General features: G+C 66.9%; 11 protein-coding genes. 7 read left to right on the top strand and 4 right to left on the bottom strand.

Features of this window, described 5'->3' with window-relative positions; translation table 11 throughout:
- Positions 1-4: 4 nt before the first annotated feature.
- Complete coding sequence (fdhA, locus tag QNN98_RS04485; protein ID WP_227912742.1) at positions 5-1228, top strand: formaldehyde dehydrogenase, glutathione-independent; 1224 nt, start codon at positions 5-7, stop codon at positions 1226-1228.
- Positions 1229-1494: 266 nt separating this feature from the next.
- Positions 1495-3087 carry an ammonium transporter gene (gene amt / locus QNN98_RS04490; protein WP_227912743.1) on the top strand — a complete coding sequence of 531 codons (1593 nt, stop codon included), beginning with the start codon at positions 1495-1497 and terminating at the stop codon, positions 3085-3087.
- Here the strand turns inward: amt and QNN98_RS04495 are convergent.
- Complete coding sequence (locus tag QNN98_RS04495) at positions 3084-3371, bottom strand: putative quinol monooxygenase (RefSeq protein WP_227912744.1); 288 nt, start codon at positions 3369-3371, stop codon at positions 3084-3086. The genes amt and QNN98_RS04495 overlap by 4 nt on opposite strands.
- Before the next feature lie 72 nt (positions 3372-3443).
- Positions 3444-4424, bottom strand: a complete 981-nt coding sequence (locus QNN98_RS04500; RefSeq protein ID WP_227925139.1) for a DNA-3-methyladenine glycosylase family protein — start codon at positions 4422-4424, stop codon at positions 3444-3446.
- Between the two features lie 176 nt (positions 4425-4600).
- Between QNN98_RS04500 and QNN98_RS04505 the strand changes: the two genes are divergently transcribed.
- Together QNN98_RS04505 and QNN98_RS04510 are read left to right on the top strand one after the other, a co-directional pair.
- Positions 4601-5980, top strand: a complete 1380-nt coding sequence (locus QNN98_RS04505; RefSeq protein WP_283996389.1) for a cystathionine beta-synthase — start codon at positions 4601-4603, stop codon at positions 5978-5980.
- A 64-nt stretch (positions 5981-6044) separates the two neighbouring features.
- Complete coding sequence (locus QNN98_RS04510; protein ID WP_283996390.1) at positions 6045-7190, top strand: cystathionine gamma-synthase; 1146 nt, start codon at positions 6045-6047, stop codon at positions 7188-7190.
- 29 nt (positions 7191-7219) lie between these two features.
- Here QNN98_RS04510 and QNN98_RS04515 read toward each other — a convergent pair whose 3' ends face one another.
- A complete protein-coding gene (locus QNN98_RS04515; RefSeq protein ID WP_283996391.1) occupies positions 7220-7672 on the bottom strand; it encodes a hypothetical protein in 453 nt (150 codons plus the stop codon).
- Entirely contained in the window at positions 7672-8850 is a 1179-nt protein-coding gene (locus QNN98_RS04520; protein ID WP_283996392.1) for an amidohydrolase, read from the bottom strand. Before QNN98_RS04520 ends, QNN98_RS04515 begins: the two co-directional genes overlap by 1 nt.
- A gap of 155 nt (positions 8851-9005) precedes the next feature.
- Between QNN98_RS04520 and QNN98_RS04525 the strand changes: the two genes are divergently transcribed.
- From QNN98_RS04525 to QNN98_RS04535, 3 genes are all read left to right on the top strand, one after another.
- On the top strand, positions 9006-10295 hold the full coding sequence (locus tag QNN98_RS04525) for a glycosyltransferase 87 family protein (RefSeq protein ID WP_227912750.1): 1290 nt from the start codon (positions 9006-9008) through the stop codon (positions 10293-10295).
- A 9-nt stretch (positions 10296-10304) separates the two neighbouring features.
- On the top strand, positions 10305-10991 hold the full coding sequence (locus QNN98_RS04530; RefSeq protein ID WP_229957718.1) for an MOSC domain-containing protein: 687 nt from the start codon (positions 10305-10307) through the stop codon (positions 10989-10991).
- A 365-nt stretch (positions 10992-11356) separates the two neighbouring features.
- Positions 11357-13252 (top strand): DEAD/DEAH box helicase, encoded by a 1896-nt coding sequence (locus QNN98_RS04535; RefSeq protein WP_269439668.1) that lies wholly within the window; start codon positions 11357-11359, stop codon positions 13250-13252.
- The last annotated feature ends 38 nt before the right edge of the window (positions 13253-13290 follow it).

A 13290-nucleotide genomic window follows, 5' to 3' on the forward strand; every position in this document is an offset into this window, starting at 1 on the left:
CGCCATGAGTTCCAATCGGGGAGTTGCCTACATTGAACCCGGGGTAGTGGAAGTCCAGGACATCGACTATCCCACCTTCGAACTGAAAGACGGGCCGGGGGTGAATCCCGCCAACATCGGCCGGAAACTGCCGCACGCGGCCATCCTGAAAGTGGTCACCACCAACATCTGCGGCTCGGACCAGCACATGGTCCGCGGCCGGACCACGGCTCCGCCCAACCTTATTCTCGGCCACGAGATCACCGGCGAAGTGGTGGAAACCGGACCGGATGTCGAATTCATCAACGTCGGAGACCTGGTCTCGGTGCCGTTCAATATTTCCTGCGGCCGCTGCCGCAACTGCAAGGAACGCAAGACCGGGATCTGCCTGAACGTGAACCCGGAGCGCCCCGGCAGTGCCTATGGATACGTGGACATGGGCGGCTGGGTCGGCGGACAGGCCGAGTACGCCCTGGTTCCCTACGCGGACTGGAACCTGCTGCGGTTCCCGGACAAGGACCAGGCCATGGAGAAAATCATGGACCTGACCATGCTCTCGGACATTTTCCCCACCGGGTACCACGGTGCCGTCAGCGCAGGTGTGGGGGTTGGGTCCACCGTATACATTGCCGGTGCCGGGCCGGTGGGACTGGCAGCTGCCGCCTCCGCCCAGCTGCTGGGAGCCGCGGCCGTCATTGTGGGTGACCTGAACCAGGAGCGGCTGGCACAGGCCCGCAGCTTCGGCTGCGAGACGGTGGATATTTCGCAGGGCGATCCCAAGGACCAAATCGAGCAGATCCTCGGCGTGCCGGAGGTGGACTGCGGCGTGGATGCCGTGGGCTTCGAAGCCCGCGGACACGGCTCCGGATCGGACACCGAAGCCCCGGCCACCGTCCTGAATGCCCTGATGGACATCACCGCGGCCGGCGGTGCCCTGGGCATTCCAGGCCTCTACGTCACCGGTGACCCGGGCGGTATCGACGAAGCGGCACAGAAGGGGTCCCTGAGCCTGGACCTGGGCACCGGCTGGGCCAAGTCCCTGTCCTTCACCACCGGGCAGTGTCCGGTGATGAAGTACAACCGGGAACTGATGATGGCGATCCTCCATGACAGGGTCCAGATCGCCAAGGCGGTCAACGCCACGCCCATCAGCCTGGACCAGGCACCGGAGTCCTACCGCGAGTTCGACTCCGGTGCAGCCCGCAAGTACGTCATCGACCCCAATGGCATGGTGGGCTCGCACAGCTAGTCGAGGACGGCAAAGGCGGGCTTACAGCCCGGGGAAAGGAACCGGCAGCGCCAATTAGGCCTGCCGGCTCCTTTTTGCGTCTCCTGCCCTTCTGGTGCTTCCCTGCCCGGCGGTACGCTCGTTTGGTCCAAAGGCCCCGGGTTCGGCACCACGCCGAACCGGTCCCCACCACTCGCATTTGCCCACGGCTGTACACGAGTTGGAAGCGGAGATGTCATGTGCCGTTGCAGAGGAACCCTCAATAACACCTCCTCCCGGAGCCGGACGTGAACGGGGCTGATACCGCCTGGGTGCTGATCTGCGCCGGGCTGGTGCTGTTTATGACCCCCGGGCTGGCGCTGTTCTACGGCGGGATGGTGCCGGTGCGCAACGTCCTGACCATGATGATGCAGAACATCATCCCCCTCGGGGTCATTAGTCTCACGTGGGTGCTGGTGGGATACACCCTGGCGTTCAGCAACCAGGGCAATTCGCTCGTGGGGGAGTTTGATGCGTTCGCGCTGATCGACGTCGACACTCCGCAGTTCCACACGGTGGCCGCGGGGGTGACCATTCCCGCGCTGGCCTTCGTGGCCTACCAGATGATGTTTGCCATCATCACGCCGGCGCTGTTGACCGGTGCCACCGCCGGCAGGCTGCGCTTTGCAGGCTGGGTGGTGTTCCTGGCTGCATGGTCCATCCTGGTCTACCCCCAGGTGGCGCGGTGGCTATGGCACCCGAAGGGCTGGCTGGCCCAGCTCGGTGCCCAGGACTGGGCCGGCGGAATCGTGGTGCATTCTTCCGCCGGGGCTGCCGCCGTCGCGGTGCTGCTGGTGGTGGGCCGGAGGCGAGGGTGGCCGAACCTGAAAACGTCGCCCAACAACCTTCCCCTGATGCTGGTGGGCGCCGGGATCCTCTGGTTCGGTTGGTTCGGCTTCAACGCCGGGGACGGCTTGCAGGCAAATGACGTTGCCGCTCAGGCCCTGATGAACACACACATAGCCGGGTCCGCGGCCATGCTGACCTGGCTGGTGGTGGAACGGCTGCGGGACGGGCATTCCACCTTGGTGGGCGCCGTCTCCGGCGCGGTGGCCGGTCTGGCGACCATTACCCCCTGTGCCGGGTTTGTCGGCACCGGGGCGGCCCTGCTGATCGGGCTGATTGCCGGCTTGGTCTGCGCGCTCGCCGTTCAACTCAAGCGCCTGCTGCGTTACGACGACGCCTTGGACGTGATCGCCGTGCATTTTGTGGGCGGTGTGCTCGGCTCGGTCCTGCTGGGTTTCTTCGGGGACAACTCAGTAAACCCGGCAGGCGTGGACGGCGTGTTTTCCGGCGGAGGCGGGAACCTGCTGTGGCACCAGGTGGTGGCGATTGTATGCGTGGTGCTGTTCTCGTTTGTGCTCAGCTGGATCATCGCCGCGGTCATTTCGCGCACCATGGGGCTGCGCGAGCCCGGGCCGGAGCAGGAGGACCTGGACCGCGTCCAGCAGGGTGCCTCGGGGTACTCGCTCAGCGGCATCACGACCCGGCCCACAACCGCCGGACGGGCCGCAGCGAACGGCGGCAACGCCGTCGACGCCCGCAAGTCCGTACCCAACCACCTGGTGAGCGCGGTGGTGAGCACCGACCGGATCGACGGCCTGCGGGACGCGCTGCTGATGGCCGGTGCCCGCTCCCTCGAGCTCTCCGACGCCGCCGTCTACACCGGGAAGGTCCGTACCGAAGCCTTCCGCAGCGAGAAGCGGCGGATCGATTTCGCCGACCGGATGCGGGTGCAGGCGGCTGTGGACGAGGAGCACGAAGAAGCGGTGGTGGCAGTCCTGAAACGTTTCGGCGCTGAACCGGACTCGATCTACCGGCTGGCCATCACGCCGTACTAGACCTGCTCCACCTTCAGCGGCTCGGCCAGCAGTGCGCTGAGGGATTCCTGCAGATCCTGCAGCGCGGCGCCGCGGGCGTGGCGCTGCAGGTCTTCCTGGGTGGCCCACTGTTCGGCCAGCACAATGGCCGCTTCGGAGTCTTCAACAATCTCGTAGCGCAGGCAGCCCGGTTCGGTGCGGACCTGCTCAATGGCGATCTCCAGCGCCAGTTTCACCCGGTTGTATTCACCGGGATTGGGGACCATGGTGGCGCGGAGGTTGATGGGGGCATTGGCTTCAGTCATGTCCCTACCCTAAGCCGACGCGGCGCCGTGCGCCCGGTGCGCAGGCGGTGCCTTCGCAGCGGGCAGAACTTGCTAGCGCCGGCGGTGGTCCATGGGGGCAAGCTTCGGGCCGTAGGTAGGTTTGCGGTACCCGCTGAGCATGATCATCCGAACCACCCGCTGCCGGTGTCCGCGCCATGGTTCGAGCAGTTCCAGCATGCCGGCGTCGTCCGTGCGGCGGCCCGTCAGCGCGGCACCCACATAGGCGGCCAGATGGTAGTCGCCCACGGAGACCGAGTCCGGTGCTCCGTGGGTGCGCTGGGTAATCTCCGCCGCGCTCCACACTCCGACGCCCGGAACCGAGCAGAGCCTTGCGGTCAGGTCATCGCCCAGCGGGGCATTGGCCAGCCGCTCCAGTCCGGAGGCCAGTGAGCAGGCGCGCAGGATGGTGCTGGAGCGGGATAAATCCACCCGGGCCTTGTGCCAGTCCCAGCTGGGGATCCGCCGCCAGGTCTCGGGTGCGGGGGCGGCCTTCATTCCGGCCGGTGCCGGCCCGGGCGCGTCGGTGCCGTACCGGCTCACCAGGTAGCGCCAGGCGTAGTAAGCCTCGATCACGGTTACTTTTTGTTCCAGCACCACGGGGATCAGGGAGTCCATGATGCGGCCGGTGCTGGGCAGGCGCAGCGAGCGGTTGCGGCGCCGGGTCTCGGTGACCATGCGCGGCAGCGTGGCGCAGAAGGCGTCGTCGTCGAATTCCGTCCAGTCATCGTGCTCGCCCAGCAGGGCGGGCACCGAGTCCAGTGCCCATCCCGCGCCCGGGCCCCAGGCCTGGGCCCGTACGCGTGCACCCGGCGCGGGGGCGGGTTCTTCGCGCAGGTTCAGGGTGGCCGGCCCCTCCGGGGTGAGGAACGCAAGCCAAGCCGCACCGGGCGCGAGCCGGATGGTGGGATCGCCCTTGCCCCGGACCAGGATCCGCAGCGAGGTATGCAGGCAGTACGGGGCGGGGGAGTCCCAGTAACGCACCGGGCCGGCGGGAACCGACTGCAGCGGCGCGGCAGCGGCAGTGAAGGACATGCCCCTATGGTTGCACGCACCGCCCCCGTTCCGGTGCCGCTTCCGTGGCCCCGGTGGTGTGGTGTTAGCTACTAGGCCGCGTGCCCTGCGTCCGGCCGGGAACCGTTGTGCGGGTTTTGCGGCGCCGTGTTTCGCCTCCGGTGGACAGCGGGAGGTTTGGAAGTAACGTGGGTCACATGAAGTACGCCAACACAGTCCTGGACCTGATCGGCAATACGCCCCTGGTGAAGCTGAACAATGTCACCGAAGGGATCCGCGCCACCGTCCTGGTGAAACTGGAGTACCTGAATCCGGGCGGGTCCGTGAAGGACCGGATTGCGGTGAAGATGATCGACACCGCGGAGCAGGAGGGCAAGCTGCGCCCCGGCGGAACGGTGATCGAACCCACCAGTGGCAACACCGGCGTCGGGCTGGCGCTGGTGGCGCAGCAAAAGGGCTACCGGTGCATCTTCGTCACCCCGGACAAGGTGGGTGTGGAGAAGCGGGACGTGCTGCGGGCGTACGGCGCCGAAGTGGTGGTGACCCCGACGTCGGTGGCCCCGGACAGTCCAGACTCCTACTACGGCGTCTCGGACCGCCTGGTGCGCGAAATCGACGGGGCGTACAAACCGGACCAGTTCTCCAACCCGTCCGCCCCGGCCAGCCACTTCGAATCCACGGGGCCGGAAATATGGGCGGACACCGAGGGCCGGGTCACCCATTTCGTGGCCGGCGCAGGCACCGGCGGCACCATCACCGGCACCGGGCGCTACCTCAAGGAAATCTCGGCGGACCGGCCCTCCGGCCCGGTGCGCGTGATCGCCGCAGACCCGGAAGGGTCGGTCTACTCCGGCGGCAGCGGACGCCCCTACTTCGTGGAGGGGGTGGGGGAGGACATGTGGCCGGCGAACTACGACCGGTCCGTGCCCGATGAGGTGATTGCCGTGCCGGACGCGGACTCCTTCGCCATGACCCGCCGCCTGGCCCGGGAGGAAGGCCTGCTGGTGGGCGGGTCCTCCGGCATGGCCGTGACCGCGGCACTGCAGGCTGCCCGCGGCCTGGGACCCGACGACGTCGTGGTGGTCCTGCTGCCGGACAGCGGCCGGGGCTACATGGGCAAGATCTTCAACGATGAGTGGATGCGTTCCTACGGTTTCCTCCAGGACGGCGGCGAGCAGGCCTCCGTGCGGGACATGATGGAGATGAAGGACGGGTCGCTGCCCGCCCTGGTGCACACGCATCCGAACGAGACGGTGCGTGACGTGATTGCCATCCTCAACGAGTACGCGGTCTCCTGCCTGCCGGTGCTTTCGCAGGAACCGCCGGTGGTGCTCGGCGAGGTCCTCGGCTCCGTGGACGAGCGCTCGCTGACGGAGAAACTCTTCCGCGGTGAAGCCAAGCCCACGGACCGGATCAGCGAACACATGGGTCCGCGCCCGGCCCTGGTCGGCGCCGGAGACTCCGTGGCTTCGGCCCGCGCCAAATTGCAGGACGACGACGCCGTGATGGTGACGTCCGACGGCGCGGCCATCGGCATGCTGACCCGGCACGACCTGCTTTCGTACCTGAGCCTCTGACCGGCCGCCGCCGGACGGCCGTTTTCCGCACCAACCCGCCGGCATGCCGGCACAGGAGGAACCAATGACCAGCTTCAGCACCCGCGCCGTCCATGCGGGGCAGGCCCCGGATCCCACCACGGGGGCAGTCATTCCGCCGCTGTACCAGAGCACCACTTATGCCCAGGACGGCATCGGGGGGCTGCGGAACGGTTATGAGTACGGCCGCGGCACCAACCCCACCAGGGACTCGCTGCAGGAGCAGCTGGCGGCGCTGGAGGGCGGGAAGCACGCGTTTTCCTTCAGCTCCGGCCTTGCCGCCGAGGACGCCCTGATCCGGGGGCTGCTGGCTCCGGGGGACCACATTGTGCTGGGCAACGACGCCTACGGCGGCACCTACCGCCTGATCACCAAGGTGCTGGGGGCCTGGGGAATCACCAGTGCGGCAGTGGACATGTCCGACGCCGGTGCCGTGCAGGCCGCCGTCGCCGCAGGCAACACGAAAATCGTGTGGCTGGAAACGCCGTCGAACCCGATGATGAAGATTTCCGATATTGCCGCCACCGCCCAGGCGGCGCACGACGCCGGGGCGCTGCTGGTTGTCGACAACACTTTTGCCTCCCCCTATCTGCAGCAGCCGCTCTCGCTGGGCGCCGACGTCGTGGTGCACTCCACCACCAAGTACATCGGCGGGCATTCCGACGCCGTAGGCGGCGCGGTGGTCCTCAACGACGACGCGATGGCGGAGAAGGTCGGGTTCATCCAGTTTGCCGTTGGAGCGGTGTCCGCACCCATGGAGGCCTGGCTGACCACGCGCGGGCTGAAGACCCTGGCCGTGCGCATGGACCGGCACTCCGCCAACGCCATGGCCGTGGCGAAATGGCTCCGGGACCAGCCGGCGGTGGAAAATGTGCTGTATCCGGGCCTCGAAGAACATCCCGGGCATGACCTGGCCAAGGCACAGATGAAGGACTTCGGCGGCATGGTGTCGGTGTCTTTCAAGGGCGGCGAGGCTGCCGCCCGGACGGTCGCCGAATCCACGCGCCTGTTCCTGCTGGCCGAGTCGCTGGGCGGGGTGGAATCCCTAATGAATTACCCGTCGGAAATGACCCATGCCTCGGTGAAGGGGACCGAGCTGGCGGTGCCGGAGAACCTGCTGCGTTTGTCCGTGGGCATCGAGGACGCAGAGGACCTCATCGCGGACCTGGATTCGGCGTTCGGGCGGCTGTAGCCGCAGCCCGGGTTAGCCGCTGCCCGGCGTCAGGTGCGGGGCCGGCGGCCTTTGGGCCCGCGCTTCTTCGGGTCCCGGAGCCGGAAGAAACGGTTGCTGGCGGGCAGCCAGAGCAGCCCGGCGCAGGTCAGCAGGACCAGACCCACGGCCACCAGAGCCGGGCCGCGGAAGAGCAGCGGGAACCCGCCGATGGCAGCGATGCTGGTGAGGGTTTCACGGGCGCTCCGCTTGCCTGCCCGCAGCCGGAGAACGCTGTACGCGCTGAGCGCTGCCAGGGCCAGGACAAGGATCCCCAGCATGGTCAGTGCCGTGCTGTCCTGGTGCTGGGTGCGGGCGGATACAACAAAGGAAACCCCTGCCGCGGCCAGCAGGACCGCCGCCCCCAGCCAGGCTGCGGCGGCAATGCGGATGATCGACGGCGGGGGCGTCCGGGGTGATGCACCGGAGGGGCCGGGCGCTGCAGGGGTGTTGCCGGGACGCATCAGCGCGGCGCCACAATCTGTTCGCGGGTTGCGGCATCGTAGCGGTAGACCTCGCGGCCGCCAATCCACACTCGCATGGCACGCTGCATCACATCCAGCGGATCACCGCTCCAGAGGACCAGATCGGCGTCCTTGCCGGGCTCCAGCGAGCCAAGCCGGTCCGCCAGGCCAAGCACCCGGGCGGGGTTGATGGTGACCGAACGCAGTGCTTCCTTCCGCTCCAGCCCCTCCTTGACCGCGAGCGCCGCCTGGTAGATCAGGAAGTTGACGGGCACCACCGGGTGGTCGGTGATGATGGAGATTTCCACTCCGGCGGCGGCCAGCTTGCCCGGGTTGGCCATGCTGCGTCCGCGCAGCTCCACCTTGGACCTGGTGGTGAACAGGGGACCAATCAGCACCGGCACCCCGCGCCCGGCCAAGACATCGGCCAGCAGATGCGCTTCCGTTCCGTGGTCCAGCACCAGGTCGTAGCCGAATTCGTCCGCGAGCCGCAGGGCAGTGCCGATATCGTCGGCGCGGTGCGCGTGCTGCCGCCACGGGATTTCCCTCCGGAGCACCATGGCCAGGGCTTCCATGTGCGGATCGCGGGCATCCGGGTCCGCTTTGCCCATGTAGTTTTGCGCGTCCATAAACGCCTGCCGGATCACCATGGCGGTACCCAGCCGCGTAGAGGGGGTCTGCTTCTTCTCGCTGTAGATCCGCTTGGGGTTCTCACCCAGGGCGGACTTCAACCCGCTGGGCGCGCGCAGGACCATTTCCTCCAGGTAACGCCCGTGCGTGTGCAGGGCCACGGCCTGCCCGCCGATCGGATTGCCCGAACCGGGGTTGATGTTGGCGGTGGTCACGCCGCCGGCCAGGGCGTCGTCGAACCCGGTGTCGAACGGGTTCACGGCATCGAGGGCGCGCACGCCGGCCATCACCGGGTCCGTCATTTCGTTGGAGTCATTGCCGGCCCAGCCTTCACCCTCCTCGTGGACCCCCAGATGCGTGTGGGCGTCCACCAGCCCCGGCAGCAGCCACTGCCCGCCGGCGTCGAGCACCTGCGCCGACTCCGGCACCCGGACGTCCGGGCCCAGCTCGCGGATCCGGCTGCCTTCAACGAGCACCGTGCCGTCAAAGGGATCCCCGGTGACCGGTACCACATGGGCATTTGTGAGGGCCAGCAACGCGTCAGACATGGGGGACCTTTCGCTCTTCAATCTTCTCCGGCCAGCCTAGCGCCTGCCCCGGCAGGGGCAGGCCGAAGGGGTTGCCCGGTAGACTGGGACAAGTCAATATCGCCATATCGCTATGCGGCGCCACGAGCGCGGACGGCAGTGCTTACAGGAGAACAATGGGCCAGATCCACCGATCCGCCTTCGTGCGGACCGTTGCGACCCTGGGGGCGCTGGCACTAGCCGGGCTGCTCGTATGGACAGCTTTTGATGTGTCGCCGCGCCACGGACTGGATTTCCGCGTTTACCTCACCGGCGGACAGAGTGTGCTGGACGCCGGCGGCGAGCTGTACACCAAGGCGCTGCAGTACGACGCCGACAGCAGTCTCCTCTTTACGTATCCGCCTTTTGCGGCGCTGGTTTTTGCGGTGCTGGCTCCGTTCGGGCAAGGCATCGGCCTGAACATCTTTACCGGCATCTCCATCGCCATAGCCGCGGCAACCGCGCTCTGGGGCGTCCGGTACGTCTTCGACCGGGCCGGCGCCATGGATGTCCTGCGCCATCCCTGGCTGCGTCCGCTTGCCACGCTCGCGGCGGGGTTCATCGTGCTGCTCGGTCCCTGGCGGGAAACCCAGGCCTTCGGGCAGATCAACATCCTTCTGTTCGGGCTGATCATGGCCGACTTCGTGGTCAAGCGGGAAGGCTGGCCCACTGGGCTGCTGACCGGCGTGGCCGCCGGATTGAAGCTCACCCCGCTGGTCTTCGGCCTGTACTTCCTGGCTCGTGGGGACTGGCGGGGCCTGCGCAACATGACCTACGGCTTCCTTGCAACGTTCGGCCTGGGCTTCCTCATTCTGCCCCGGGAATCCAAAACCTATTGGCTGGAGCTGCTGCCGGATACCTCCCGGATCGGCGGCGCCGGCTATGTGGACAACCTCTCCATCAAGGGCGCCATCCTGCACTTCGGCGGCCCGGACTTCCCCGTGGACCTGCCCTGGCTGATCCTCACCCTCCTGGCCGTCGCTGCCGCGGCAGTCATCATCCGCATGGCCGGCAACCGCGGGCAGACGTTCACGGCCCTGGCGGCCACGGCACTGCTGATGCTGCTGATGTCCCCGGTGTCCTGGTCCCACCACTGGGTATGGGTGGCACTTTTCATTCCGGTTTTGGGCCGGAACCTGCTGGACCTGGGGCCGGGGCACCGGAAGCTGCGGGTCACGGGCGTGATGCTGCTGGTGAGCTCGCTGGTGATCTTCGTGTACTCACCCAAAACCATCGGTGAGCTCTTTGATTCCCCCAACCTGGATTCCCAACTGCCGGAACCGTGGCTGATGGCTTCCAGCGCCGGCGTGTTCTGGGGTGCGGGGCTGATGATCTGGTGGTTCGCCGCTTACTGGGGGAGCCGGTCCCGGAACTGGTGGCGCAACGACCCGCCGCAGTTGCTGCGTGCCACGGAGCCGCAGCCCTAGACTGCAGGCATGACCACCGGTTCCCTGCTCGCCGTTTGCCTGGTGCACGGCCTCCTGCCCACTAAAGACGCCACCGGCGTCACCGCCATTGACAAGCGTGCCGTGGAGGGGCCGGTAAAGGTCCATCCCCTGGGCCTGACCGGGGACCTGCAGGCCAGCAGGAAACACCACGGCGGCGAGTCGAAGGCCCTCTACGCCTATTCGCAGGCCGACGCCGAGTACTGGGAACAGGAACTGGGCCGCAGCATTGAGCCGGGGCTGTTCGGGGAAAACCTGCGCATCGCCGGACTGGATGCCACGGACGCGCTGATTGGCGAACGGTGGCGGATCGGTGCGGACGTGGAAGTGGAAGTAACCTGTCCCCGCACCCCGTGCCGGAATTTCCAGCAGCGCATGCAGGTGCCTAACTGGGTGCACCGCTTTACCGAAGCAGGCCTGGTGGGAACATACCTGCAGGTCCGCCGCCGCGGCAGCATCGCCGCCGGAGACCCGATCGAAGTCCTGACCAGGCCGGCGCACGGCGTCACTGTCCGGGACGTCTTCCGGGGCCTGGACCAACAGCAGGCTGAAGCGCTGGAGGCCTCCCGCATCGCAGGTGAAATCAGACTGTCGCCCGAAATCCAGAAGGTCCTGCGGACCATGGCGGCGAAGTCCGCAGCTAAGGATCGGGTGCAGGCCGTGCCGGCTGCTATCTAGCCGCGCGGCTAAAGCTTCCGTCAGGAGCGTGTGCCCAAGCTCACCGCCCCCTGCGAAGCAGCGGCAGCCGTTATGCCGTACACTGGAAAACATCCCCCACTCCGGTATTCCCTTATTTTCCTGCGGATCATCGAGTTTTGAACCGAAACCGCAAGGTACGTTGTGTTGGGGCCCGCATTCAATTGCGGGCAGATTCATCTTTTGGGGAGCGCCGGCAAAGAAATCGTCACACCGGTCGTAGACACAATCCAGTGAAATCGGCCCACAGCTGTGACGGAAAGTCCTGCCTGGGATTGCAACAGCGCCGGACTTACGTCCTGCAGCCTCCTGGTTGCGTGGTTCCCCGATTGAATGAGGATTCCCTCTTGTCTGAAGCACCGCTGGATAACAGCACCGTTGAAAATGCCGCTCCCGAAGCCGAAGAGAACACAGTGATGTTCAGTGACTTCGGACTGGACGAGCGCGTCCTGTCAGCCCTGAAGGATGTCGGCTACGTCAAGCCGTCCCCCATCCAGGCAGCCACCATCCCCCTGCTGCTTGAAGGCCGCGACGTTGTGGGCCTGGCCCAGACCGGTACCGGCAAGACCGCCGCATTCGCCGTCCCCGCCCTGTCCCTGCTGGCCGGCCGCCCGGCCACCAAGGACACCCAGGTGCTGGTCCTGGCCCCCACCCGTGAACTGGCCCTGCAGTCCGCTGAAGCCTTCACCTCCTACGCAGTCCACATGGACGGCATCACCGTGCTGCCCGTCTACGGCGGATCCGCTTACGGACCCCAGCTGGCCGGCCTGCGCCGCGGCGCTCAGGTTGTCGTAGGTACCCCGGGACGCGTTATCGACCACATCGCCAAGGGTTCCCTGGACCTGTCCAACCTGGAATACCTGGTGCTGGACGAGGCCGACGAAATGCTCCGCATGGGCTTCGCCGAAGATGTGGAGCAGATCCTTTCCTCCACTCCGGCCGAGAAGCAGGTTGCCCTCTTCTCCGCCACCATGCCGCCGGCCATCCGCAAGATTGCCAAGAAGTACCTGAACAACGCCGCCGAGGTCACGGTCAAGTCCAAGACCACCACCGGTGCCAACACCCGCCAGCGCTACGTGCAGGTCATGGGCCCGCACAAGCTGGACGCCATGACCCGCATCCTGGAAACCGAAGAGTTCGACGGCGTCATCGCGTTCGTCCGCACCAAGGCTGCCACGGAGGATCTGGCGGACAAGCTGAAGGACCGCGGCTACAGCGCCGCCGCCATCAACGGCGACATCCCGCAGCAGCAGCGCGAGCGTACGGTTGAGGCCCTGCGCGACGGCAAGATCGACATCCTGGTTGCCACGGATGTTGCCGCCCGCGGCCTCGACGTCGAGCGCATCAGCCACGTCGTCAACTACGACATCCCGCACGACACCGAGTCCTACGTGCACCGCATTGGCCGTACCGGCCGTGCAGGCCGCACCGGCGACGCGATCCTGTTCATGACCCCGCGCGAGAAGTACCTGCTGCGGGCCATTGAAAAGGCCACCCGCCAGCCGGTTGAGCACATGCAGCTGCCCAGCGTTGACGTAGTCAACGAAAAGCGCCTGGCCAAGTTCTCCGAAAAGATCACCGAAACCCTCGGTTCCGAGGACATCTCGGTGTTCCGCGGCTTGGTGACCAAGTACCTGGCCGAGCATGACGTTCCCGCCGAAGACGTTGCCGCAGCCCTGGCCGTCATGGCCCAGGGCGGCCGCGACCTGCTGCTGAAGGAAATCCCGGTGGCCCCGGCCCGCCAGCGCGAGCGCTCCGAAGGCCGCAATGACGGCTTCGGCTCCCGCGGCCCGACGCGCCCGCTGACCGAAGGCAATGCAACGTACCGCATCGCCGTCGGCCGCCGCCAGCGCGTGCTTCCCGGTTCCATCGTCGGCGCCATCGCCAACGAAGGCGGCCTGTCCTCCGCACAGATCGGCGGCATTGACATCCGCGCCGACCACACGCTGGTGGAACTGCCCGCAGACCTGTCCAAGGACCAGCTGCGCGCCCTGTCCCGCACCCGGATCGGCGGCGAGCTGATCCACCTGGAACTGGACAAGGGACGCAAGCCGGCCCGCGAGCGTGAAGGCGGCAGCTTCAACGACCGTGCCGACCGCGGCGGCTTCAAGAAGGATTTCAAGAAGCGCGACGGCGAGCGGTCCTTCGGTGACCGCGGCAGCGACCGCCCGTTCAAGAAGCGCGAAGGCGGCTTCCGGGACAGTGCCGCTACCGGCGCCCGCAAGCCCCGTTTCCGCGACTAGGAAACACCCGGCGCCGGAACTCCGGCGCCGGCCCGGGC

Source organism: Arthrobacter sp. zg-Y1143 (assembly GCF_030125565.1).
Taxonomy (GTDB): Bacteria; Actinomycetota; Actinomycetes; order Actinomycetales; family Micrococcaceae; genus Arthrobacter_B.